Here is a 22,226-nt window from a genome sequence, read left to right on the forward strand (position 1 = left end):
AAGGAATGCGTGTAGGGCCGGTCAGATCGGCGACCAGTCGCCGCCCTTATCCTCTTCGTCGGCATCGGGACCCGGTTCGGGCTGACCGATGGCTTCGAGCAACTTGTCGAGCACGGGTTCGATCCCCGCGCCGCTCGCGCCAGACAGCGCCATCACCGGGTGGCCGCTTTCGGCTTCGAGCTCGGCCGATAGCGCGGCGATCAGTTCGTCGTCGAGCGTGTCGACCTTGTTGAGCGCGACGATCACCGGCTTGTCGGTGAGATCGGCGCCATAGGCTTCGAGCTCGTCGCGCACGATGCGGTAGCTGGTCGCGACGTCCGCGTCATTGGCGTCGACCAGGTGCAGCAGCACCCGGCAGCGTTCGATATGCCCCAGAAAACGGTCCCCGATACCGGCGCCTTCGGCCGCCCCCGCGATCAGGCCCGGAATGTCGGCGACGACGAACTCATGCCCCTTGTGGCTGACGACGCCGAGCTGCGGGCGCGTGGTGGTGAAAGCATAGGCGCCGACCTTTGCCTGCGCATTGGTTACGGCGTTGATGAAGGTCGATTTCCCGGCATTGGGCAGGCCGACGAGGCCCGCGTCGGCAAGCAGCTTCAGCCGCAGCCACACCCACATTTCCTCGCCCGGCCAGCCCGGCCCGTGCTGGCGCGGGGCGCGGTTGGTCGAGGTCTTGTAGCTGGCATTGCCGCGCCCGCCGTCGCCGCCGCGCAGGAAATGGATGCGCTCGCCCTCTTTGGTCAAATCGGCGAGCAGGCTGCGCTCGTCATCGTCGGCGAGAATCTGCGTGCCCACCGGCACCTGGATGACAAGGTCGGGGCCACCCGCGCCGGTGCGGTCGCGGCCCGCGCCGGGGGTGCCGCGCTTCGCCTTGAAATGCTGCGTGTAGCGGAAGTCGATGAGCGTGTTGAGCCCGGCCACAGCCTCGAACACGATGTCGCCGCCCTTGCCGCCGTTGCCGCCGTCGGGGCCACCATATTCGATATATTTTTCGCGCCGGAAACTGACGGCGCCGGGGCCGCCGTCGCCCGACTTGATGAAAATCTTGGCCTGATCGAGAAAGTGCATCGCGGGTCTCTAAAGCAGCGTCGGGTGGGATAGCATAGCCTTCTTTGGTCATTCCCGCGAAGGCCGGAATCTCGCCCGCGCTTTTCGCTGCGACGGCGAGATTCCGGCCTTCGCCGGAATGACGATTCAAGGGAGGCTCGCGCCGCTCTAGGCGCAATGACCTGCTTTGGCTAGTTGGGGGCGACGCGGCTTGCGTTGCCGCCCGCCGCGCGTACAAGCGGCGCAGGGCCAAACGCCACAGACAATCAAAATGGGGAGCCACCGCATGTCCGACAGCCTGCTGCGCCGAAAGTCGATCGTTCCGGATCAGCCGGGGGGACAGGGGCTGGCGCGCACCCTGGGCTGGCCGCACCTCATTGCGCTGGGCGTCGGCGCGATCGTTGGCACCGGGATTTTGACCCTGATCGGCGTCGGCGCCGACAAGGCGGGCCCGGCAGTGATCCTGTCCTTTGCCGTGGCGGGGCTGATCTGCGCCTGCGCGGCGCTCGCCTATGCCGAAATGGCGACGATGATCCCCGCGTCGGGCAGCGCCTATACCTATAGCTATGTCGTGATCGGCGAAATCATCGCCTGGGTCGTGGGATGGAGCCTGATCCTCGAATATTCGCTGGTGGTAAGTGCGGTGGCCGTCGGCTGGTCGGGCTATGCCGCGCCGCTGCTCGATGCATGGGCGGGAGTGCCGATGGCGCTGATGCAGGGGCCGGAGCTTGGCGGCATCGTCAACCTGCCCGCGATCGCGATCATCGCCGCGGTGGCCGGAATGCTGCTCGTCGGCACGCGTGAAAGCGCGACGGTCAACGCGATCCTTGTCGTTGTGAAGGTTGCGGCCCTTGCGGTGTTTGTTGCGGTCGCGCTGCCTGCGTTCGATGCAGCAAATCTTGAACCCTTCAGCCCTTATGGCTTTTCCAAGCATATGGGCCCCGACGGCGTCGAACGCGGGGTAATGGCGGCAGCCGCGATCATCTTCTTTGCCTTTTACGGCTTCGACGCGATCGCAACCGCGGCGGAGGAAACGAAGAATCCCGACCGCGACCTCAAGATCGGCATCGTCGGGTCGATGTTCGCCTGTGTCGCCATCTATATCGCCGTCGCGGTCGCTGCGGTCGGCGCGATCGCCTATACACGCTTTGCCAACAGCCCCGAACCGCTGGCGCTGATCCTGCGCGAACTGGGCAGCCCGCTCGCGGCGCAATATCTGGCCGTGTCGGCGGTGGTCGCACTGCCGACCGTGATCCTGGCCTTTTTCTATGGGCAGAGCCGCATCTTTTTCACCATGGCGCGCGACGGGCTGCTCCCGCCGAGCCTCGCGAAGCTGTCGCCGCGCGGGACGCCGGTGCGGATCACCATTTTCACCGCAATTGTCGTCGCGATTCTAGCGGGCTTCATTCCGCTGGGCGAACTGGCCGCGCTTGCGAATGCGGGGACGCTCGCCGCCTTTACCGCCGTGTCAGTCTGTATGCTGATCATGCGCCGCCGCGCGCCCGAGGCACCGCGAACATTCCGCACGCCGATGCCGTGGGTGGTGGGCCTCGGCGCGATCGGCGGCTGCATCTATCTTTTCTTCAGCCTGCCCGTGCAGACGCAGATATGGTTCCTGATCTGGAACGCGGCGGGGTTGGCCGCCTATTTTCTTTATGCGCGCCGCCATGCGGTCGCTGGCTGACCTGCGCGCGCGCGCGATCGCGACGGGACAGCTCGGCCGATGATCCGTTTCAATCGTTCACAGCAACGGCTGGCCGCTGCGCTGTCGGCCCTTGCCGGTTTTGTGGACGCGGTCGGTTTTGTCGAGTCGGGGGGTTTTTTCGTGTCTTTCATGACTGGCAATTCGACGCGGCTTGCGGTTGGGGTTGCCGAATGGTCCCATGCGGGTCTGGTCGCGGGCATGCTTATCCTGCTGTTTGTTGCGGGGGTGATCGCCGGATCGCTGCTTGCCGCGCGCGCGGCTGGACGGCGGAGCGGCGTGGTCCTGCTGGCCGTCGCCGTGTTGCTGGGAGCGGCGGGAGGACTTCGGCTCGCCGACCAGATGGTTGGCGCCATTGCGTGTCTGGCGATCGCCATGGGGATGGTCAACGCCGCGGTCGAAGGGCGCGGCGGCGCGGTGGTCGGCGTCACCTATATGACCGGAACGCTGGTTCAGATGGGGCAGAAGATCGCCAATGCCCTCCGTGGCCGGGGCGACGGGCGCTGGTTGCCGCATCTGGCGCTGTGGTCGGCGCTTGTCGTCGGCGCGATGGCAGGCGCACGCGTGACGATATGGTCGCCGCTGGCGGCCTATGCGGCGGCGCTGGCCGGCGCGACCGCGCTCGGCTGCCGGACGGCATGGATGGCGCACCGGTCCTGACGACGCGCCTTGACTTTACGGACATTCGAGCTATGAGCGCGGCCGTGTTGTCGCGGGTTCGCCCACGGCAATTCCGTCCGAGACAGTTGGTGAAGGGAATTGGCCCTTCTTAATTTCCAACCGAGACGGGGACAGTCTTTATTCGGTCGCCCGCCTGATGCGTCAGGCGCCAGCGGCTTGACCGACCCCATCGGACATCGCCAACGTAAAGGACAGGCGGGTTTCGCCCAACTGCCCTTTGCGTCTGTTAGCCGCCCGGCGGCGCGTGTCCGCACGCGCATCCGGGCATGAGTGGAGAAACAGGCATGGATCGTGCTGAAAAGGCCGAAGCCGTATCCTCGCTGAACGCTACGCTGTCGAATGCCGCCTCGGTTGTGATCGTTCGCAACCTTGGCCTTACCGTCGCCCAGTCGACGGTGCTTCGCCAGCAGATGCGCGACGCGGGCGCGAGCTTCAAGGTCGCGAAGAACCGCCTGGCCAAGATCGCGCTCGATGGCACGTCCTACACCGGTATCGGCGACCTGCTGACCGGACCCACGGCGATTGCCGCCTCGGCCGACCCGGTCGCGGCTGCAAAGATCGCGGTGGAGTTTGCCAAGACCAACGACAAGCTTGAAATCGTTGGCGGCGGCATGGGGGATGTGATCCTCGACGTGGAAGGCGTGAAGGCGCTTGCATCGCTGCCGTCGCTCGACGAACTGCGTGGCAAGCTTGTCGGCCTGCTCCAGGCTCCGGCCACCAAGGTTGCCCAGATTGCGGCGGCCCCGGCTGGTCAGCTGGCGCGGGTCTTTGGTGCCTATGGCGCCAAGGAAGCGGCATAAGACTCTTACCTACCGTAACAATTCACCGGGCTTTCCCGGTTCTGATGGAGAATGAAAATGGCTGATCTTGCAAAGATCGTTGAAGACCTGTCGGCGCTGACCGTTCTGGAAGCTGCCGAGCTTTCGAAGCTGCTCGAAGAAAAGTGGGGCGTTTCGGCCGCTGCTGCCGTTGCGGTTGCCGCTCCGGGTGGCGCGGGCGCCGCTGCTCCCGCCGCTGAAGAAAAGGACGAGTTCGACGTCATCCTGACGGGCGATGGTGGTCAGAAGATCAACGTCATCAAGGAAGTCCGCGCGATCACTGGCCTGGGTCTTGGCGAAGCCAAGGCGCTCGTCGAAGGCGCGCCGAAGGCCGTGAAGGAAGGCGCCAACAAGGCCGAAGCCGAAGAGATCAAGAAGAAGCTCGAAGCTGCCGGCGCGACCGTCGAACTGAAGTAATCGGTTCGCCTCCGGCGGATTATCCCGCCGTGCTGACACAAGAAAAGGGCGGTGCCGCAAGGCGCCGCCCTTTTTCATTGCGCAGGGCCGCTGCGTTCAAGAGCGCGAAAAGCCAGGGCGCAGTTTGCGGCTACCGTGCGCCGGTTCGGGGCGACGAACTTCCTGCTCGTGCGTTGCAGCGGGGACGTCGCGTTGGGCGATCTCCCACGCGCTGACGGGCTTGCGCGCCCTGTCTTCCTGCGCGCGGAGCGTCCCTTCGTACGCAAGCCGCTCCTGCCGATCGAGAAAGCGCGCGCGCTTCAGTCGCTTGGATAGGGTGGCGAAAGGGTTGTCGGGGGTCGGCCCCACCATCGCCATCGCCTCGTGGCGCCCCATGCTACCGCTGGGGGCGGCCGCAAAGGCCGGGGTCGAGCGCGCTGCGGCAGGCTGCGCGGTATAGGCCGGTGTCACCGATGGCTGGTTGGAGGCCTGATCGACGCGTTCGGAAACCGTTACCGGTTCGACATATTCGGATTCAGCATAATGGATCGTGGCGGCATGGCCGCGGCGACGACGCGCGAGCACCAGACCGGCGCCGCCGAGCGCGAGCAGCAAAGCGGCGCCTCCGGCGAGTTCCCATGGGAACGAGTCATCGGCGGCAGTGTCCGCGGCGACGGGTGCCGGATCGGCTTGGGGTGTCATCTCCGTGACGACCGAAGGTGCAGCGGGCGCAGGCGCTTCAATAGGTTCAGCAACGGCAGGTTCGGGCGCGGTTGCCGGAGCGGGCTCAGCGCGCATCGGAGCCACGGCCGGACGTGCGCTCCGCTCAGCCCGCGCGGGAGCCTCGCGGCGCGTAGGCGGCGGAGCGACCTCTACCTCGGCGGGCGCGGTTACGGGGGGATCGATGTCCAGCGGGACGCGGATGACGGGCGCGGGCGCCGTCGGCTGGGTCGATGGCGCAACGGTTGGCGCGGTCGTCGCGGTGCGCGGCGTCGCCGGTTCAGACGTTGTCGGCGCGACGGGGGGCGGCGATACCGCAACCGGCGGCGTCATCGAAATCGTGGGCGCCTCCTGCGCGAAAGCGGTGGGGGCGGACAGTAGCAGGAACGCGGCAATCGCGCTCGTGGCGGGGCGGGAGAGGGCGTTACATTTGGTCATAGTGAAGGCGAAACGAGCCAGACATGGAAAATGCTGCCCGAAACGGGCGGCTTCCACGGCGAACCGTGCGCGGCGAACGGCGCGGCGAGGTTTTCGCCGCTTCCACCCCCGAAGATGACAGACGTTTTGCACATTGATGGCAGGCGCGTCACAAATGCGTCATTCCCGCGCAACTTCGGTGTGATCAACGCCGCGCATGAGAATCACCGACCTTGCGCCTACGCGGCTGCCCGACCATCTGCGTGACACGCAGCGTCTGCTGTTCATCGCCAAACATGCGCGCTGGACCGGGGGGCTGCACCCCGATGACGGCAATCACGCGCCCTATCACCGGGAAATGCGCGAAACGCTCGAAGGGCTGGGCATGGCGCTGTCGATCGCCGATAATTATGCTGTGCTGTTCGACCGTCCCGCAGTCGACTTCGTCTTTCCGCTCCTCAACCGTGGCGGCTTCTTCAATTCGGAAATGCTGCTTCCCTTGTTGTGCAATCGGCATGGCCTGCGCTATCTCGGCGCCTCGCCGATTGTTCGCGGCCTGTCCGACGACAAGCATCTGACCAAGCTGGAGGCCGCGGCGCGCGGCGTGCCGACCGCACCCTGGGCGCTGTTCCGCCGCGGAGCGCCCGTTGATGCCGCGCGCTGCCCGCCTGCGCGGCGCTGGGTGATCAAGCCCAACAACAGCTCGGCATCGTGGGGCGTCCGCGATGCGCACGATCGCGCGCAGATCGCGCAGGCCGTCGCCGAAATCCATGCGCTCGACCATGACGCGATTGTCGAACCCTTTATCGACGGCAGCGATATCGAAGTTCCCGTGATCACGCTGGGCGGTGAGCCTGCGATGCTGCCGATGATGATCTTTGAACAAGCCGACCCGACGCAGCTGCGCACCTATCAGGAAAAGCGCGATCTGACCGGCCAGGTCGGATATGCGATCAAGCGGTTTGACGATCCGTTTATTGCCGGCCGGATCGCCGACTATACCGCGCGGATGGCGGACGTCTTTCATCCGTTCGACTATGGCCGCTTCGAGTTCCGCATCGACCATGTGACGGGCGATGTCCGGCTGCTTGAGGTCAACCTCAATTGCAACCTCTGGTCGGAAAAGCTGTTCTCGCGGTCGGCGTTGGTGGCGGGGTTCACTCATGCCGGACTGATCGAAACAATCGTGGCCGAAAGCATGATCCGCCAGATCGCACCGGCGGCGGCGCGGCGCGACGCGGCATGAGCGGGTCGATCCTGATCCTGGCCGGGCGTCGTCCGGGCGCGGTCGATGCGCTTGCCAACGCGCATGGCGTGGCGGACAAATGCCTGGTTCCTGTCGCCGGGCGTCCGATGATCGCACATGTGCTTGAAAGCGCGGCGGCGACGGCGGCGACGCATATCTTCGTTTCGACGCACCATGAGCGGCTGCGGGATGATCTGGCTGATCCGGTGGTCGAACGGCTGGGCGACCGGCTTGTCATCGTCCCCGCGGCGGACAATCTGGCCGATTCGGTGCTGGGCATCGCCGAGCGCGCCGCCTTTCCGCTCTTCATCACCACGGCCGACAATTGCCTGCTCACCCCCGCGACGATCGACAAGATCGGCCGCGAAGCAGCGCGGCTGGGGTGCGAAGCGGGGGTGGCGCTGGCGCGGCGCGAGGATGTGCTCGCCGCCCATTCCGAAGGACAGCGGCGCTTTTACGAGTTTTCCGACGTCGCCGTGTCGAACTGCAACGCCTATTGGATCGGCGATCGCCGCGCGCTAAAGGCGGCCGAGGCGTTTCGCGGCGGCGGACAGTTCGTCAAGAAACCGCTGCGGGTGATGCAGGCCTTCGGTCTGGTGAACCTGCTCCGCTTCCGGTTCGGGCTGGGCCCCATTCATCATATTTTCGGGCGTATTTCGCGCCATATGAAGGTCGATGTCGCCCCGCTGCTCGTCAGCGACGGGGCGAGTGCGATCGATGTCGACAATGATCGCTCGCTGCGCGTGACCGAGGCGCTGATGCGGCGCGCCGAAACGCTCAGTCCGCGACCCAATTGCCGTGAAATCCCGGCGGAACGCGATGCGGCAGATGGACGACGGCTTGCGGTGGCCCGGTAAAATCGTCGGCGTTCAGGATGACAAGATCGGTGGTTTCGTCGTTCATGTCGACGACGAGGCCGATCAGCCAGCCGTCATCCTCCGCCCCCGCCGTGCCGCGTGGTACGAACACGAACTCGCCGGGGTGACGGCCGGGACCAAAATCGCGAATATCGGTCGTTCCTTTTTCCAGGTCGTGCCGGAATAGCCGGGTATCGGCGATCTCCATCTCGGTCGCCGGCCGGTCGGGTAACGCGACCGTATAGATATAGCGATAGGGCTGCGTCGTGCGCCGTTCGTCATAGCGCGGAAATTCCTGTGCATGGTCGTGGATCACCGTGCGGGTCGTCGTGCGGGCGGCAGGATCGATCGTCCAGCGTTCCATGCGCGACTTTTCGCTGTCGGGCCCACGCCGCGAGCTCGCGAACATCGTGTCATGCGCCACGACATCGACGATCACCTTGCCGTCGGCGGTTTCAAAAGCGTTGGCGGGATGAAAGACATAGCAGGGGTCGACCGGCACCCAGACGATCTCGTTGCCGCGGCCCTCGCGCGGAAGAAGGCCGACGCGCGCCGGGTGGCTCTCGTTCCACGCATAGGGAAAACGATACCCCGCGAGCAGCATCTTCATCGAGAAGGTGACGGGCAGGTCGAAGACGAGCACATAATGTTCGGTGATCGCGCAATCGTGGATCGAGGGGCCGTCGCTGACCGCAATCGCCTCTTCGCGAACGACATGCGCCTTTTCGTCCAGCACAACGTGCCACACCTTGTTCGGCTCGTCGCCGCGATAGGCGATGGCGTGCGTTTCGCCGGTGAAAGGGTCGGCGTGGGGGTGCGCGGAATAGGCGCCCGCCAGTGTCCCGTCGAAGGGGTTGTGCGCGATGGTGGCGAGGTCATAGTCAAGCTCGACGGGCTTGCCCCCCGCCTCGACGATCGCAAAGGTCCGGCCCGCAATACCGATGACGTTGGTGTTCGGCGCATCGCTATGCGCTTCGCGCGGGCCGGGAGGGAGCGCCTCGCCAAGCATGGCGCACGCTTCGCTGCCGCGCACCCAGCGGTTGCGGTACCAGTTCGCCCGGCCATCTTCGATCCGGATGCCGTGGACCATGCCGGCGCCGGTGAACCAGTGATAGCTGGCGGGATCGGGCGCCGCTACCGGATTGGGACCGTTGCGCAGGTACCGGCCGCGGAGGGCGGCGGGAATTTCGCCGTCGACGCGAAGCTCCTCGATCGTCACTTCTTCGGTCATCGGCTTGTGAATGCCGGTCAGGAAGGGGTGCGCGTCGGTGGGGCGGGGAAGGCGGCGGCGGTTGAAATCGGCGACCTTGCCGATGCCTTTTGCGACGGCGCCGCGGATCAGAGATTCGACGTTGCTAGCCATGGAGAGCCTCCTTACGGATGTTGCAATATATGCCACGCAGCAGAGGGTTGTGCGGTCGACTCGAAATGTTTACATCGGCAACATAATGCACAGCAAAGATAACAGTGTCAACATAAAAGAGGCCGTTGCAAAGGCGGCGGGCGCCTATCATCACGGCGACCTGCGCGCAGCAGTTATCGCGGCCGGGTTGAAGCGCATGGCCGAAGGCGATGGCGGCGATCTGGGGCTACGCGCGCTGGCGCGCGACGTCGGTGTCAGCGCGACCGCGCTGTACCGCCATTTCCCCGACAAGGAGGCGCTGCTCGACGCGCTCGCCGACGAAGGGTTGCGGCGACTGGGCGCGCTTCAGGCGCAAGCGTGGCTGAAGGCGGGCGGCGGGGTCGCGGGGTTCAAGGCGACGGGCATCGCCTATGTCCGCTTTGCCCACGACGAGCCGGCGCTGTTCCGCCTCAGTTTCACGCGCCAGAGAGCGGAACGCAAAGCCGAAGGCGAAGGCGACGGAGGGGAAACGGCCTATAATCTACTGCGCGCAGGTATCGGCGAAGCCTTGCCCGACGCCGCCGATCCCGACATCGCTGCGCTCCATGCCTGGGCGCTGGTGCATGGGCTGGCGATGCTGATTCTCGACCGGCGCGTCGACTGGGACGAGGCGCGGGTTGCCGAAGTGGTCGGCCTGACCTTTGGCGGCGTGGGGTAAGGCGCGCCGCAAAGGCGCGATAATCTTAGCAGTTTATTTTCCTGTTTCCGGCTATTGGGTGGCATGATCCGGTCGCTGCCCCCCAGAGTCGAAGCGGTCTTTTGGTTCCTGTTGACCGCCACAGGCTATTTCTTGCTGGCGAGCCTGTCGCTCTATGCGACGAAAGGCGCCGACAATATCGCCGCGGTCTGGCCGCCGAGTGGTTATTTTCTCGCGCTGTTGTTGCTGATGCCCGATGCGTTGTGCACGCGTCTCGCCGCCTTGGCGGGCATGCTCCTGTCGAGCCTCGCTGCAAATATGTTGGCAGGGGGATCGCTCGATACCAGCGTCGCCTTTTCGTTCGCGAACGGGGCCGAGGCGATCGTCGCGCTCATGCTGATCCGGCTGCACGAAAAAGACACGCCGTCGTTCATGGTGCCGCGATCCGTGATCGCCTTTTGTATCGCGACGATCGCGGCGAGCGTCACGAGCGCGGGGCTGGCGGCGCTGCTGACCGGCGGCGACTTCGACTTTTTCCGGTCGTGGCTGACCACCGTGGCGTTGGGGATGCTGATCGTTACCCCGCCGATTGTGATGCTTGCACGGCTGGTCGAAACCGGGGCGCTCGCGAGCGTGAGCCGCCGGGGCATCGTCGAGGCGATCGCGATCCTTGTCGTGACCGCGATCATCGCCACGGCGAGTTTCTCGCAGGCCGAGTTTCCCGTCACCTTCCTGCCATGCCTTGCGGTTGTTGCCGCCTCCTACCGGCTCGGGCCATTCGGCGCCGCGAGCAGCGTGCTGATTGTCACGGTCATAGTCGCATGGATGACAGGGCGCGGCCTGGGGCCTATCGCGCACATGCACGAACCGCCGACGACGATCATCCTGTTCCTGCAATTTTATCTGCTGATGCTGCTCGGATCGGCGCTGCCGCTTGCGGCATTGCTGGTCGCACGCCGGCGGCTTGCCAAGCGGCTGGAACAGAGCAACCGCTGGCTATTGCAGGCCGAGGCGGCGGCGCTCGTCGGACATTGGCGCGTCGATCTGGTCCGCTGGAGCATCTATTGGTCCGATCAGGCCTATCGTATTCATGGGCTGGAACCCGGATCGGACGTGGGGGTCGAGTTCAGCATCGAGCAATATCTGCCCGAAGACCGCGTCGAAGTCCGAAAGGTGCTCGAAGAAGCCGTGCGGACCGGGCAACCCTTCGAGTTTCAGGGCCAGATCCGGCGCGCCGACGGCAAGATCCGGCATATCAAATCCCATGGATCGATCGAAACGGGACGCCGCGGCCGTGCGATCGCAATTTTCGGTACGATTCAGGACGTGACCGAAACGGTCGAGAATGCGCGGATATTGGAGGCGGCGCGCAGCGCGGCCGAGCGCGTCGCGAACACCGATATGCTCACCGGCCTGCCCAATCGGCGGCATACCCTGGCCTTTCTGGAAAAGGCGATGGCGGGCGCCCGCGAACATGGGGCGCCGCTGGCTGTCGCGATTTTCGACATCGACCATTTCAAACGCATCAACGACCTGCACGGCCATGCGACCGGCGACCGCGTGATCCAGCGCGTCGCCCAACGCGCAAAATCGGCGCTGCGCGACGAGGATCTGGTGGGACGGATCGGCGGCGAGGAATTTGTCTGTATTCTCCAACGATCGAGCGCGCTGGCGGCCGAAATCGTAGCCGAGCGCGTCCGCAAGGCGGTCGAAGTCGGGATGGCCGAAGCAGCCGACCTGCCGTTGGCGACGATCAGCATCGGCCTCGCGGTCTATGACGGCGAACCCGACATCAAGGAGTTGCTGCACCGCGCCGACGAGGCGCTGTACGTTGCAAAACGCGAAGGCCGGAACCGGATGCGCAGCGCCGCCTGAACCGACGCGACAGGAAAAGGGCGCGGAAGCCGTGCTTCCGCGCCCTTGACGCAATCGACCGTGTGAACAGCCTTTTCTGGCCGGTGGTTATCCGCCCGTTGCCTGCGCCACCGCAGCGGCGAACTGTTCGGCGGTGTAGGCGGCAGCGAGACCCGCGGGCGACATCAAAAAGGCGCTGCGCGGAAGGCTGACGTCCGCACCCGCGGGGGTCGTCACGACGACGGCATCCGCGCTCGCCGATTTGACCTTGCCCAGCACGGCGGCGCCCTTGAGGCTGCGCACCTCGGCGCCCGCGACGAGCGCGGCGGCGACCGCGGCATCATCGGCGGCCGCGGCGGTGTTCACTTCCTTCATCGCCGCAGCGAATTGTTCGGGCGTGAAGCTGGTCTGAAGCCCGGCCTGCCCCATGAAAAAGGCGTTGCGCGGCAGCTTGACTTCGCCCGACGGCGTCGTGAGGACGGCGCCGTCGGCGGCGACGAGCTTGACCGTGCCCAGCACGGCTTCACCGTTGACGCCGCGCACCTCGGCGCCCGGTTGCAGCGCGGCGGTCAGCTTGGCTTCATTGGCGGCGGCGGCCTGATCGACCGCGGCGACGACCTGTGCCTTGGTGGCGCCGATCGTCGGTCCCTTTTCGAGCATGCCGAACGAGGCGCTGGGGAGTGCGATCTGTTTGCTGTCGCCAAGATCGACGACGACATTCGGGCCCTGCACGCTGGTCACGGTGCCCAGCTCGGCGCCTTCGGAATCGAAAACCTTGGTGCCGACCGACAGGTCGACGGCCGCAGCGGCGGCATCCTGCGCAAGCGCGGGCGCCGCAGCGGCGGCAGCCATGGTTAGAGAAAGAGTTGCAACAAAGCCTGCGAGTTTCCGCATCGCTTACGGTCTCCTTGGATAAAGTTAGAATGGGAACGATGGGTCTTGAACGCGCCTGAGGCAGCAAGGGCTACGCCACGACTGACGAACCGTGCCTGCGATACGATGAACCGAGTGATTGCGTCCTGAAACGGGCGCCCTGGGGCGGCGCGGCAGCGGGTTTGGGGTTAAGGCGGATCTACAGCATATCGTCATCCCGGCGAAGGCCGGGATCTCAACCTTTCGGTTTACCGCACCGGCGAGATCGTGGCCTCCGCCGGGATGACGGGTAAAAAATGATGGCAGCTCCCTGCCCCAAAGACGCCGCCTTGCCGCCAGTCACTCCTGCGCCGCACGCACGAAGCGCATGTCGCCTTCGGTGCGGTGCAGGATAAGACCCTCTTCGGTCGGCTCGGCGCAGGCGGGGGCGAAATCGGCCGTGCCCATATCGTTCGGGACGAGGATGACGCGGAGCTTGCCACGGTCGTCTGCCGTCAGTTCGAAGCGCGGGGCCGCGATGCGATGAATGGGTTCGTGGAGTTCGACCCAGCGCGGCACGCGGGCGTCGCCCTCGGGCATCGTCCAGCCGTCATATTGGGTGTAGCCCGTCAACGGTTCGCCGCGATCGAAGCCGATGACGAAATCGACCCCCGGAACGCCCCGTCCGCCCGGCCAGGTGACGAGCAGGGTGGGGACGGCCCCGCCGACCTCGATCAATGGCCCCTTGGTCATTGCGGGCGGCACCGGTCTGGGTTCGGTGGTGAGGCAGACAAGGTCATCCTTCGCCTCCCACCGCCCCGCCGCGCGTTCGTCGAGCGCGCCCGCAACGAGCCAATAGGAAAAGCGGCCGTCGCCGCCGATCCGCAGCGCCCCGCCGACATCGGGGCCCTCGGCAAGCCGATAGTCGCCGACGAGCGGCGCGTCCTGTGCGGCGGCGGGCGCAACGAAAAGCGCGGCGACGAGGAGCAGGCTTCGCATCGGCCGATCATGCGCGTGTCGCGGCGCGCACGCCAGCCCCTTTCCACCTTGCCCGCCACCTGCTAGGCGCCCGCGCCATGTCCAAGCATCCCGAACGCCGTACCTTTGCCATCATCTCGCACCCCGACGCGGGCAAGACGACGCTGACCGAAAAATTGCTCGTCGCGGGCGGCGCTATTCATATTGCCGGCGAGGTGAAGGCACGCGGGGCGGCGCGGCGCGCGCGGTCGGACTGGATGAAGATCGAGCAGCAGCGGGGCATTTCGGTGACATCGTCGGTGATGACCTTCGAGCACGCCGGCCTGATTTTCAACCTGCTCGATACGCCGGGGCACGAGGATTTCAGCGAGGACACCTATCGCACGCTCACCGCCGTCGACAGCGCGGTGATGGTGATCGACGCCGCCAAGGGTATCGAACCGCAGACGCTGAAGCTGTTCGAAGTGTGCCGCCTGCGTTCGGTGCCGATCATCACCTTTGTCAACAAGGTCGACCGCGAGGGGCAAACGCCGTTCGAGCTGCTCGACGAGGTCGCCGACCGGCTCGCGCTCGATGTGTGTCCGATGAATTGGCCGGTGGGCATGGGCGGCACGTTTTCCGGCCTTTATGACCTGATCGACCCCGCCCTTGCGGTGCCCGGCCGCGAAGCCTCGCGCGTGTTCGACGGGGAAAGGATCGCGCTGTCGGGCCATGACGATCCCCGGCTCGCGGCGGCGGTCGACGCGCGCGCGCTCGACCAGTTCAACGAAGAGATTGAACTGGCCTCGGCGGGCTATGCGCCTTTTGACGTGGCGGCGTATCGCGCGGGCGATCTTACCCCGGTCTATTTCGGTTCGGCGCTCAAGGAGTTCGGCGTCACCGACCTGCTCGCGGGCCTCGCGAACCATGCGCCGGGGCCGCAGCCGCAGCCCGCCGAACCCGCGCCGGTGCAGCCCGGCGACGATGCCGTCACCGGCTTTGTGTTCAAGGTGCAGGCGAATATGAACCCCGCGCACCGCGACCGCATCGCCTTCATGCGGCTCTGCTCGGGGAAATTCGAACGCGGGATGCGGCTGACGCAGGGCGGGACCGGCAAGGCGATCGCGATCAGCCGCCCGATGCTGTTTCTGGCGCAGGACCGCGAAATGGCCGAAGAGGCGTTTCCCGGCGACATCATCGGTATTCCGAACCACGGCACGCTGCGCGTCGGCGATACGCTTTCCGAGCGCAGCGATATCACCATCACCGGCCTGCCTAATTTTGCGCCTGAAATTCTGCGCCGCGTCGCGCTGGCCGACCCGACCAAGACCAAGCAGCTGAGAAAAGCGCTCGACGACATGGCCGAGGAGGGGATCATCCAGGTCTTTTATCCCGAAATCGGCGCGAACATGATCGTCGGGGTTGTCGGCCAGTTGCAACTCGACGTGCTGATCAGCCGGCTGGAGGCCGAATATAAGGTCGAGGCGAAGCTCGAGCAGTCGCCTTGGGAGACCGCGCGCTGGATCGCGAGCGACGATGCGGCCGCCCTGAAAGCGTTTCAGGCGGACAATCGCGGCGCCGCGGCCACCGACCGCGACGGTGCGCCGGTGTTCATGGCAAAGGACGCGTGGGAGGTCGGTTATATCACCCAGCGCAACCCGGCGATCCGCTTCACCGCCACCAAGGAACGCGTTTTCGCGCCCGCGGGTTGATTGCGCGCGTTCTTTTCGCCACCATGACGTCATCTTCATCGGTGAGGGGGTGACGATGCGTGGATGGATGATGGTGCTGGCGGCGGCGGCCGCGACCAGCGTGTCGGCAATGGCACAGCCGACGATCAAATTGCCGATCGCGCCCGGTTTCTGGACCAACGACAATCAGAAATGCGCGACGGTGCGCTATGGCTATATCTTTGACGGCAAGCGCTGGGGCTCGGTCTATTATTACGGACCGACCGGCAACCTCGGCCCCATGGCCGAATTGCGGGCGATTACCCAGACCCGCCCAGTCGCGGGCGGCTTTACCCAGATGCAGTTCGGCGGCTTCGATGGCGCGGGCTATTTCCGGGTGAAGGCGACCGGGACCGATCGCGCTCTCTATCGCGTCGGCGCGCCGTTTCGCGAGGAAATGCAGGTGACGGACGAGCCGCTGATCCGCTGTTCCTATCAGGCGATGTCACCCAAGATGAAGGCGGCGATACGGCGTTTCGCGCCCGCGCTCGCTAAATAAGGCTGAGCAGGTCGGCGGGGGCGGGGGATAGGTCCTCTTCCTCTTCACCCTCGAACTTGCTCAAGGTCACGCCGAGCAGGCGGATGCCCTGTTCGGCGGGGAGCAGGGGGGCAAGGATCGCCTCCCCAACGGTCAACAGCGAATTGCCGTCGACGATCGGCGAGGGCACCGACCTGGCGCGGGTGATCGTGCGGAAATCGGCGTAGCGCAGCTTCAGCGTCACCGTGCGCCCGCGCGCGCCCTTTCTGGCCGCGCGATCCCATACGACGGTACAGACATGCGCGAGCGCCTCGCGGATTGCGGTGTCGGTGACGAGGTCGTTGAAAAAGGTGCGCTCGCCGCCCAGCGACTTCAGCGGCCGGTTCGACTTGACGCGCCGGTGGTCGATCCCGCGCGCAAGGTTATACAGCCATTCGGCGCTGTTGCCGAAATGCGCAGCGAGCCACGCCATGTCCTTCGCGGCGAGATCGGCGCCGGAAAAGACGCCGAGCCCCTCCATCTTTGCGGCGGTGACGGGACCGATGCCGTGAAAACGCCGGATCGACAGCGTCTGGACAAAGGCGGCGCCCTTGCCGGGCGGAATGACGGTGAGGCCGTCGGGCTTGTTCTGGTCCGACGCCAGCTTGGCGATGAACTTGTTGTAGGAGACGCCGGCGGAGGCGGTGAGGCCGGTTTCGTCGCGAATGCGGCGGCGGATCATGCGGGCCGTCGCGGTTGCGCTGCCCAGCCTCGCTTTGTCGGCGCTGACATCGAGATAGGCTTCGTCCAGGGACAGCGGCTCTACCTCGTCCGCATAGTCGCGAAAGATCGCGCGGATCTGGTGCGAGATGTCGCGATAGACGTCGAAACGCGGCGGTACGAAGATGAGGCCAGGGCATTGGCGTTTTGCGGTGACGCTTGGCATGGCAGAGCGCACCCCGAATTTGCGCGCTTCGTAGCTTGCGGCGGCGACGACGCCGCGCCGCGACGACCCGCCGACCGCCACGGGCTGTCCGCGCAGCGCCGGATCGTCGCGCTGCTCGACCGAGGCGTAAAAGGCGTCCATGTCGACATGGATGATCTTGCGGACCGGAGCCGCGTCTGCACCGCCGCGAGGGTCAGAGGTTTTGCCGTCGTCCACGGCGGATGCTTACCATGTTTCCGAAATGTTCTCAACGATCCGCGACGCGCCGCTTGACTGGCGCCGATCAAAATGGCAATCGCCGCCGACCTTGGCGACGCGGGTATAGCATAGTGGTAATGCTCTAGCCTTCCAAGCTAGCTAGGCGGGTTCGATTCCCGCTACCCGCTCCACCATATTCGGACATCGCTACGCAGTTGCCGGTGGGTTCGATTGGCCGCCGCTTCGCTCTGGCCGTCTCCGGGCTGCGCCCTTCGGCTCCCCGCTACCCGCGCCAGGTTCTCCCCTCATCCCCCGCATCGATGGCGAGCAGCTCGACGGTGAACAACAACGTCGCGCCGCCCGGAATCCGGCCCTTGCCGTCGGGGCCGTAACCAAGCTGCCACGGGATGGCGAACTCGACCTTGTCGCCGACGTGCATCAGTTGGACGCCTTCCTGCCAGCCCGCGATCACGCGATTGAGCGGGAAGGTTGCGGGTTCGCCGCGGCGGATCGAGCTGTCGAACTCGCGCCCGTCGGCGAAGGTGCCGACATAATGGACGGTGACGCGGTCGGCGGGACCGGGACGGGCGCCCGATCCATCGCCCGCGACGCGTCGCCAGCGAAGCCCGCTGGGCGTGACGCGCCAGCCGTCGGCGCCGTGGCGCCCGGCAAGCGCCGCCATCTGCTTGTTGAGCCAGGCCGTTCCCTCAGTTGCCGGCGCTTCGGCAGGCTGCGCCGAAGCCGCGACGGTGAGACCGAGCGCGACGGTCGCGGCAAGCAGGTGGTGGGTCGATAACATGTGACGGCTTCTCCCTCGATCATTGCCGCATAAGCGCCTCGAGTGGTAAATGTGCAAGAGGTCGCCTTGATACAGAGAAGAAAAACCACGCAGCGGCAAAAAATTTTGCGATCGCGGGAACCATCGCGTCGATGCCACGTTTCTCTGACCTATCCGATCGAAAGAAACGATAGAATTTGGTGCCGTCTTCGGACGGAACCGAGGGGAGCCCCGCCGCAGACATGCGACGGGGCTTACTCGTTTTGGAAGCCCCTTCGACCTTTTCCTCCAAGCGGCTGCTTTCCACGCAGCGATCGGCTGAACCGCCGCGCCTTTGCGACGAATGGTTGGCCGGGAAGGCATCAAACCGGGTTTGCGACCGTTTTTCAAGGGCAAGGCCAAATCACCCAATGGAGATTGATATGCAGATGATAAAAAAGGCGGCCATCTCGCTGGCGGCGTTGTCGGTTGTCGCGGCCCCGGTCGCCGCGTCGGCAGCAAGCGGCCTGCGCGCGGCGTCGAATGCGCCCGGCGCGAGCAAGCTTGAAGGCAATTCGAGCTGGATCATCGGGCTGATCGGCCTGCTCGCCGGTATTACCGCCATCGTGCTGGTTGCCGAAGACGATGAGGATTCGCCCGTCAGCCCCTGAGCGATCCCATCGATCCGCTACGATTCTCATCGGTCGGCCGCACATCCTGTGGCCGGCCGTTTTCTTTGCGCTGCGATGAACGGGGGCGCGCCGCTGCGACAATTTGCGACAATTTTTCGCCGACCCGGCACGGCGGTGGGACAAATGATGCCTAGAAAGGCTCCATCGCAAGTGCGGCGCTCCCGTGCCGCCTTGCCACGAAGGAGTTTGTCACATGAAGAAGAAGATCATCTTTTCGACGCTGGGCGCCGCGCTGGTCGTGACGCCCGCGCTCGCCGCGCCCGGCGGCGGCGACCGCAACGCGCCGCAGACGCGCGCCGAGGTGCAGGCGAAGGCCGCTGAAATGTTCGCGCGGATGGACGTCAACAAGGACGGCAAGCTCGACGCCGCCGACCGCGCCGCCGCGCGCGCCGAACGACAGGCCAGGATGTTCGAGCGGCTCGACGCCAACAAGGACGGCAATATCAGCAAGGCCGAATGGGACCAGCATGGCGCCGATCGCGCGGCGAAGCGGGCCGAGCGTGGCGACAAGCGCGCCGATGCTGGCGAAGGCAAGCGCGGAATGCGCGGTCATCACGGCAAGCGCGGCGGCCATCGCGCGATGATGATGGGCAAGGCCGACACCAATGGCGACAAGGCGATCAGCCTGGCCGAGTTCCAGACCGCGGCGCTCGCGCGTTTCGACGCCGCCGACGCGAACAAGGACGGCCAGGTCACGCCCGAGGAACGCCAGGCCAAGCGCGGCGAATGGCGTGCCAAACGCGGCGCCGCGGCCCCGGCGGCTGCTCCCGCAACCGAATAACCCTTTTGGCAGGGGCCTGCGGTCGAGGTCAGGCCATCCCCCTCCCGGCATTGCCTTTGGCGCCGGTCCCTGCCAGCTATCGCCCACCGGTCCTTGGCGGCCGGTGGGCGAACCAGTTTTCGACGGACGAACGATGACCGATAGCGACATGCCGCGCATCCTGTTGATCGACGACGAACCGTCGATCCGCGAACCGCTGGGCGAATATCTGGCGGCGCAGGGTTTTGCCGTCACCGACGCCGCGAGCGCGGCCGAGGCCCGGTCGGTGCTGCGCGCCAGGTCGGTCGATCTGGTGGTGAGCGACATCATGATGCCGGGCGAGGACGGGCTGTCGCTCACCCGCCATCTGCGTGAAACGAGCGGCATTCCGGTGATCCTGCTGACCGCGCGCGCCGAAGATACCGAGCGGATCATCGGGCTGGAGATCGGCGCCGACGACTATATCGTCAAACCCTTCAATCCGCGCGAACTTGTCGCGCGTATACGCACCGTTCTGCGCCGGACCCAGCAGGGGGGGCGAACGCTCGACAGTGGCGGCGCATCCTATGCCTTTGGCGGATGGGTGCTGCGCGAGGTCGAGCGCGTGCTTGTCGATGGCGACGGTAACGAGGTTGCCTTGTCGTCGGGCGAATATCATCTGCTCCACGCCCTGCTGCGCCACCCGCGTCAGGTGATGAGCCGCGACCGACTGCTCGATCTGGTGCGTGGGCGTGAGGCCGACATCTTCGACCGCGCGATCGACAATCTGGTCAGCCGCCTGCGCAAGAAGATCGAAGCCGATCCCGCGCATCCGCAGATCGTCAAGACCGTGTGGGGCGGGGGCTATACGCTCGCGTGCGAAGTGCGGCGGATGGGGCCCGCGGCATGAGATTGCGGCTCTGGCCCCGCAGCCTTGTCGGCCAGCTTGTTTTCGCGGTCGCGGTGATGCTGTTCGTAGCGCAGGCGGTGAATTTCGCGCTGCTCGTGCGCGGCCAGAAACAGCAATCGCTGGCACACGGCGGCGGCATGGCGGTGGCGCGGATCATCGACGCGATGGACCGGCAGGACCGGGTGGAGCGCACCCGCGCCCAAGACCAGCCCCCGCGCCTGACCCGGCAGAGCCGCCGCCGCGCGTCAAAACTGTGGGTCGACGCCGCGCCGCCGCCGGTTCCGGAACGTGCGGTGCCGCTTCCCGATATGGCCAATTATGTCGGCGACTTGCTGGCCGAAGCTAATATCGAATCGCGGAATGTGCGGGCGTGGGCGCTTCCGCAGCCGCCGCGCTTCGGGCGCACGCAATTGCCCGGCCGCACGGTGCTGGTCGTCGCGCAGATCGACGGGCGCTATTATGGCGTGCGCAGCCGGATGCCGGCGGGCGGCCACCGCCTGCAAGGTTTCCTGATCTGGCAGACGCTGTCGCTTTACCTGCTGCTGCTCGTTCCGATCATGCTGATCGCGTGGCGCGCGGCGCGGCCCTTGCGCGACCTGACGCGCGCGGCGCGCGCCAACCCCGCACTGCGCGACGCGACTCCGCTCGACGAGGAGGGGCCGTCGGACGTCCGCGACCTCATCATCGCGTTCAACGCCTATCGCGCGCGGATTGCGACGATGCTGTCGGACAAGGACCGGATGCTCGGCGCGGTCGGACACGACCTGCGCACCCCGCTCGCCAGTCTGCGCGTCCGTGTCGAGGCGGTCGAGGACGAACGGTTGCGTGACAAGATGGTCGCCAGCATCGACGAAATGACGGCGATGCTGAGCGACATATTGGCGCTCGCGCGCTCCGGGGCACGGACCGAGGCGCAGGAGCGTATTCCGCTTCGCGAACTGATCGATGAGCTTGCCGCCGACTATGCCGAGCGCGGCAAGGACGTGACCGCCGCCGATGTCGCCGATGTGACGATAGTTGTGCGCCCGATGCTGCTCAAGCGCGCGCTGCGTAACCTGGCCGACAATGCGCTCGCCTATGGCCAGCGTGGCCGTTTCTCGGCGACGACCGAGGCGGGATGGGTGCGGATTATCGTGTCCGACGACGGACCCGGCCTGACCGACGAACAGATCGGCGCGCTGATCGAACCCTTTGCGCGCGGCGAACAATCGCGCAACCGCGCCACGGGCGGGGCAGGGCTGGGCCTTTCGATCGCGCGCGAGATTGCGCAGGGCGAGGGCGGCGTGCTCACCCTCCAGAGCCGCCCCGGCGGCGGCCTCGACGCGATCATCGAACTGCCGGTTCAGGCGTAAGGCAGACGGCGAAGGGAAGGGCGGTTTGGGGTGGTTTCCCGACCTTCCTTTATCCGTCATCCCGGCCTTCCCGGGCACACCATTGTTATAACTCCCTGGAACTTGCCATTTGAGTTCTTCCGAGGGCAAAGAAGGACGTTTTTGCGCTTCATCTCGGCCGTTGGGGCCATAACTAGGTCGCGTTGACAAAAGACTTCACCTATAGTCGCACGGCGGCGAGGTTGAGGAAGCTTTCGAAGGACAGGACGGATTTGTCGTAACGGGTGGCGATGCTGCGCTGCTGCTTGAGTTTGCCGAACATGCGCTTGATGCGATTGCGGTCCCTGTAACGCCGATAGTCGGGATGGTCGGGCGCCTTGCGGTTCGAGCGCGGCGGGATGATCGGCAGGATGCCCTGGATCAACAGGCTTTCTCGGAAGCGATCACCGTCATAGCCCTTGTCGGCGAGCAGCGCCTTGGGCTTGGCGACCGGGATTTTCATCAGCGGTTCGGCGGCGGCGTAATCCGATGCTTCGCCGCCGGTCAGGAGGAAGCCGAGAGGGCGTCCCTGATTGTCCGAGCGGGCGTGGACCTTGCACGTAAAGCCACTGCGTGATCGACCAAAAGCGTTCGCAGCATCCCCCCTTTTCCGCCGACAGCCGAGAAATGGCCGCGAACCGTGGTGCTATCGATCATGCGCTGCCAGTCGTCGGTGAGCCCCAGATCGACCAGCGTTTGCAGCAGGCCATCCCAGACCCCTTGCTCAGCCCAGCGCCGGAACCGGACAGTCGCACCAATCACCACGTCCATAAGGTGCACGTTTTTCATATCCGACCGTTAGCAGCGGCAATGTCGCATCACCACCGCATTCAATCTCAAT

Annotated in this window: 21 protein-coding genes, 1 tRNA gene and 1 pseudogene; 15 read left to right on the forward strand and 8 right to left on the reverse strand. The window is 65.6% G+C overall.

The window, feature by feature from the left end:
* Positions 1-21: 21 nt before the first annotated feature.
* The gene (gene obgE, locus RIA72_RS06185; protein WP_350031442.1) at positions 22-1,068 is read right to left on the reverse strand and encodes a GTPase ObgE; all 1,047 of its coding nucleotides are present in this window, start codon (positions 1,066-1,068) and stop codon (positions 22-24) included.
* A 265-nt stretch (positions 1,069-1,333) separates the two neighbouring features.
* On the opposite strand from obgE, the gene RIA72_RS06190 reads away from it, so the two are divergent.
* The 4 genes from RIA72_RS06190 (at position 1,334) to rplL (ending at position 4,665) form a co-directional block, all read left to right on the forward strand.
* Positions 1,334-2,731, forward strand: coding sequence for an amino acid permease (locus RIA72_RS06190; protein WP_350031443.1), 1,398 nt, complete (start codon positions 1,334-1,336; stop codon positions 2,729-2,731).
* Positions 2,732-2,770: 39 nt separating this feature from the next.
* Positions 2,771-3,409, forward strand: a complete 639-nt coding sequence (locus RIA72_RS06195; RefSeq protein ID WP_350031444.1) for a YoaK family protein — start codon at positions 2,771-2,773, stop codon at positions 3,407-3,409.
* Between the two features lie 305 nt (positions 3,410-3,714).
* A complete protein-coding gene (rplJ, locus tag RIA72_RS06200) occupies positions 3,715-4,230 on the forward strand; it encodes a 50S ribosomal protein L10 (RefSeq protein ID WP_350031445.1) in 516 nt (171 codons plus the stop codon).
* 57 nt (positions 4,231-4,287) lie between these two features.
* Positions 4,288-4,665 (forward strand): 50S ribosomal protein L7/L12, encoded by a 378-nt coding sequence (rplL, locus tag RIA72_RS06205; protein WP_350031446.1) that lies wholly within the window; start codon positions 4,288-4,290, stop codon positions 4,663-4,665.
* A gap of 96 nt (positions 4,666-4,761) precedes the next feature.
* On the opposite strand, the gene RIA72_RS06210 is transcribed toward rplL, so the two are convergent.
* Positions 4,762-5,346, reverse strand: a complete 585-nt coding sequence (locus RIA72_RS06210) for a hypothetical protein (RefSeq protein ID WP_350031447.1) — start codon at positions 5,344-5,346, stop codon at positions 4,762-4,764.
* Positions 5,347-5,998: 652 nt separating this feature from the next.
* On the opposite strand from RIA72_RS06210, the gene RIA72_RS06215 reads away from it, so the two are divergent.
* Together RIA72_RS06215 and RIA72_RS06220 are read left to right on the forward strand one after the other, a co-directional pair.
* Positions 5,999-7,027, forward strand: a complete 1,029-nt coding sequence (locus RIA72_RS06215) for a D-alanine--D-alanine ligase family protein (RefSeq protein ID WP_350031448.1) — start codon at positions 5,999-6,001, stop codon at positions 7,025-7,027.
* Positions 7,024-7,884: an NTP transferase domain-containing protein gene (locus RIA72_RS06220; protein ID WP_350031449.1), complete on the forward strand. Its 861-nt coding sequence runs from the start codon at positions 7,024-7,026 to the stop codon at positions 7,882-7,884. Before RIA72_RS06215 ends, RIA72_RS06220 begins: the two co-directional genes overlap by 4 nt.
* Here RIA72_RS06220 and RIA72_RS06225 read toward each other — a convergent pair.
* Positions 7,805-9,247 (reverse strand): 8'-apo-carotenoid 13,14-cleaving dioxygenase, encoded by a 1,443-nt coding sequence (locus tag RIA72_RS06225; RefSeq protein WP_350031450.1) that lies wholly within the window; start codon positions 9,245-9,247, stop codon positions 7,805-7,807. The genes RIA72_RS06220 and RIA72_RS06225 overlap by 80 nt on opposite strands.
* An 85-nt stretch (positions 9,248-9,332) precedes the next feature.
* Between RIA72_RS06225 and RIA72_RS06230 the strand changes: the two genes are divergently transcribed.
* Complete coding sequence (locus RIA72_RS06230; protein ID WP_350031451.1) at positions 9,333-9,944, forward strand: TetR/AcrR family transcriptional regulator; 612 nt, start codon at positions 9,333-9,335, stop codon at positions 9,942-9,944.
* Between the two features lie 63 nt (positions 9,945-10,007).
* On the forward strand, positions 10,008-11,798 hold the full coding sequence (locus tag RIA72_RS06235; RefSeq protein ID WP_350031452.1) for a sensor domain-containing diguanylate cyclase: 1,791 nt from the start codon (positions 10,008-10,010) through the stop codon (positions 11,796-11,798).
* Between the two features lie 87 nt (positions 11,799-11,885).
* Here the strand turns inward: RIA72_RS06235 and RIA72_RS06240 are convergent, their stop codons facing one another.
* A complete protein-coding gene (locus RIA72_RS06240) occupies positions 11,886-12,671 on the reverse strand; it encodes a hypothetical protein (protein ID WP_350031453.1) in 786 nt (261 codons plus the stop codon).
* A 318-nt stretch (positions 12,672-12,989) separates the two neighbouring features.
* Positions 12,990-13,628, reverse strand: a complete 639-nt coding sequence (locus RIA72_RS06245) for a hypothetical protein (protein WP_350031454.1) — start codon at positions 13,626-13,628, stop codon at positions 12,990-12,992.
* A 77-nt stretch (positions 13,629-13,705) separates the two neighbouring features.
* Between RIA72_RS06245 and RIA72_RS06250 the strand changes: the two genes are divergently transcribed.
* Positions 13,706-15,298 (forward strand): peptide chain release factor 3, encoded by a 1,593-nt coding sequence (locus tag RIA72_RS06250; protein ID WP_350031455.1) that lies wholly within the window; start codon positions 13,706-13,708, stop codon positions 15,296-15,298.
* A gap of 55 nt (positions 15,299-15,353) precedes the next feature.
* A complete protein-coding gene (locus tag RIA72_RS06255; protein ID WP_350031456.1) occupies positions 15,354-15,815 on the forward strand; it encodes a hypothetical protein in 462 nt (153 codons plus the stop codon).
* Here the strand turns inward: RIA72_RS06255 and dinB are convergent.
* Positions 15,808-16,935, reverse strand: coding sequence for a DNA polymerase IV (dinB, locus tag RIA72_RS06260; protein ID WP_350031457.1), 1,128 nt, complete (start codon positions 16,933-16,935; stop codon positions 15,808-15,810). The two genes, RIA72_RS06255 and dinB, sit on opposite strands and share 8 nt — an antisense overlap.
* 99 nt (positions 16,936-17,034) lie before the next feature.
* On the opposite strand from dinB, the gene RIA72_RS06265 reads away from it, so the two are divergent.
* Positions 17,035-17,108: transfer RNA gene (locus tag RIA72_RS06265), tRNA-Gly, on the forward strand.
* A 92-nt stretch (positions 17,109-17,200) separates the two neighbouring features.
* Here the strand turns inward: RIA72_RS06265 and RIA72_RS06270 are convergent.
* Positions 17,201-17,716, reverse strand: coding sequence for an FKBP-type peptidyl-prolyl cis-trans isomerase (locus RIA72_RS06270; protein ID WP_350031458.1), 516 nt, complete (start codon positions 17,714-17,716; stop codon positions 17,201-17,203).
* A gap of 401 nt (positions 17,717-18,117) precedes the next feature.
* Here RIA72_RS06270 and RIA72_RS06275 point away from each other — a divergent pair, with 401 nt between their 5' ends.
* The 4 genes from RIA72_RS06275 (at position 18,118) to RIA72_RS06290 (ending at position 21,367) form a co-directional block, all read left to right on the forward strand.
* Entirely contained in the window at positions 18,118-18,345 is a 228-nt protein-coding gene (locus RIA72_RS06275) for a hypothetical protein (RefSeq protein ID WP_350031459.1), read from the forward strand.
* A gap of 214 nt (positions 18,346-18,559) precedes the next feature.
* Positions 18,560-19,147 carry a hypothetical protein gene (locus tag RIA72_RS06280; protein ID WP_350031460.1) on the forward strand — a complete coding sequence of 196 codons (588 nt, stop codon included), beginning with the start codon at positions 18,560-18,562 and terminating at the stop codon, positions 19,145-19,147.
* 133 nt (positions 19,148-19,280) lie between these two features.
* Complete coding sequence (locus tag RIA72_RS06285) at positions 19,281-20,015, forward strand: response regulator (protein WP_350031461.1); 735 nt, start codon at positions 19,281-19,283, stop codon at positions 20,013-20,015.
* Complete coding sequence (locus tag RIA72_RS06290; RefSeq protein WP_350031462.1) at positions 20,012-21,367, forward strand: sensor histidine kinase; 1,356 nt, start codon at positions 20,012-20,014, stop codon at positions 21,365-21,367. Before RIA72_RS06285 ends, RIA72_RS06290 begins: the two co-directional genes overlap by 4 nt.
* A 199-nt stretch (positions 21,368-21,566) precedes the next feature.
* Here RIA72_RS06290 and RIA72_RS06295 read toward each other — a convergent pair.
* Positions 21,567-22,132, reverse strand: a pseudogene (locus RIA72_RS06295) (IS5 family transposase); the annotation flags it as partial.
* Positions 22,133-22,226: the final 94 nt, after the last annotated feature.

The organism is Sphingopyxis sp. (genome assembly GCF_040216815.1).
Classification (GTDB): domain Bacteria; phylum Pseudomonadota; class Alphaproteobacteria; order Sphingomonadales; family Sphingomonadaceae; genus Sphingopyxis.

Coding starts and splice junctions, on each gene's coding strand:
- obgE (WP_350031442.1), bottom strand. CDS start 1,068: ATGCACTTTCTCGATCAGGCCAAGATTTTCATCAAGTCGGGCGACGGC.
- RIA72_RS06190 (WP_350031443.1), top strand. CDS start 1,334: ATGTCCGACAGCCTGCTGCGCCGAAAGTCGATCGTTCCGGATCAGCCG.
- RIA72_RS06195 (WP_350031444.1), top strand. CDS start 2,771: ATGATCCGTTTCAATCGTTCACAGCAACGGCTGGCCGCTGCGCTGTCG.
- rplJ (WP_350031445.1), top strand. CDS start 3,715: ATGGATCGTGCTGAAAAGGCCGAAGCCGTATCCTCGCTGAACGCTACG.
- rplL (WP_350031446.1), top strand. CDS start 4,288: ATGGCTGATCTTGCAAAGATCGTTGAAGACCTGTCGGCGCTGACCGTT.
- RIA72_RS06210 (WP_350031447.1), bottom strand. CDS start 5,346: ATGACACCCCAAGCCGATCCGGCACCCGTCGCCGCGGACACTGCCGCC.
- RIA72_RS06215 (WP_350031448.1), top strand. CDS start 5,999: ATGAGAATCACCGACCTTGCGCCTACGCGGCTGCCCGACCATCTGCGT.
- RIA72_RS06220 (WP_350031449.1), top strand. CDS start 7,024: ATGAGCGGGTCGATCCTGATCCTGGCCGGGCGTCGTCCGGGCGCGGTC.
- RIA72_RS06225 (WP_350031450.1), bottom strand. CDS start 9,247: ATGGCTAGCAACGTCGAATCTCTGATCCGCGGCGCCGTCGCAAAAGGC.
- RIA72_RS06230 (WP_350031451.1), top strand. CDS start 9,333: ATGCACAGCAAAGATAACAGTGTCAACATAAAAGAGGCCGTTGCAAAG.
- RIA72_RS06235 (WP_350031452.1), top strand. CDS start 10,008: ATGATCCGGTCGCTGCCCCCCAGAGTCGAAGCGGTCTTTTGGTTCCTG.
- RIA72_RS06240 (WP_350031453.1), bottom strand. CDS start 12,671: ATGCGGAAACTCGCAGGCTTTGTTGCAACTCTTTCTCTAACCATGGCT.
- RIA72_RS06245 (WP_350031454.1), bottom strand. CDS start 13,628: ATGCGAAGCCTGCTCCTCGTCGCCGCGCTTTTCGTTGCGCCCGCCGCC.
- RIA72_RS06250 (WP_350031455.1), top strand. CDS start 13,706: ATGTCCAAGCATCCCGAACGCCGTACCTTTGCCATCATCTCGCACCCC.
- RIA72_RS06255 (WP_350031456.1), top strand. CDS start 15,354: ATGCGTGGATGGATGATGGTGCTGGCGGCGGCGGCCGCGACCAGCGTG.
- RIA72_RS06270 (WP_350031458.1), bottom strand. CDS start 17,716: ATGTTATCGACCCACCACCTGCTTGCCGCGACCGTCGCGCTCGGTCTC.
- RIA72_RS06275 (WP_350031459.1), top strand. CDS start 18,118: ATGCAGATGATAAAAAAGGCGGCCATCTCGCTGGCGGCGTTGTCGGTT.
- RIA72_RS06280 (WP_350031460.1), top strand. CDS start 18,560: ATGAAGAAGAAGATCATCTTTTCGACGCTGGGCGCCGCGCTGGTCGTG.
- RIA72_RS06285 (WP_350031461.1), top strand. CDS start 19,281: ATGACCGATAGCGACATGCCGCGCATCCTGTTGATCGACGACGAACCG.
- RIA72_RS06290 (WP_350031462.1), top strand. CDS start 20,012: ATGAGATTGCGGCTCTGGCCCCGCAGCCTTGTCGGCCAGCTTGTTTTC.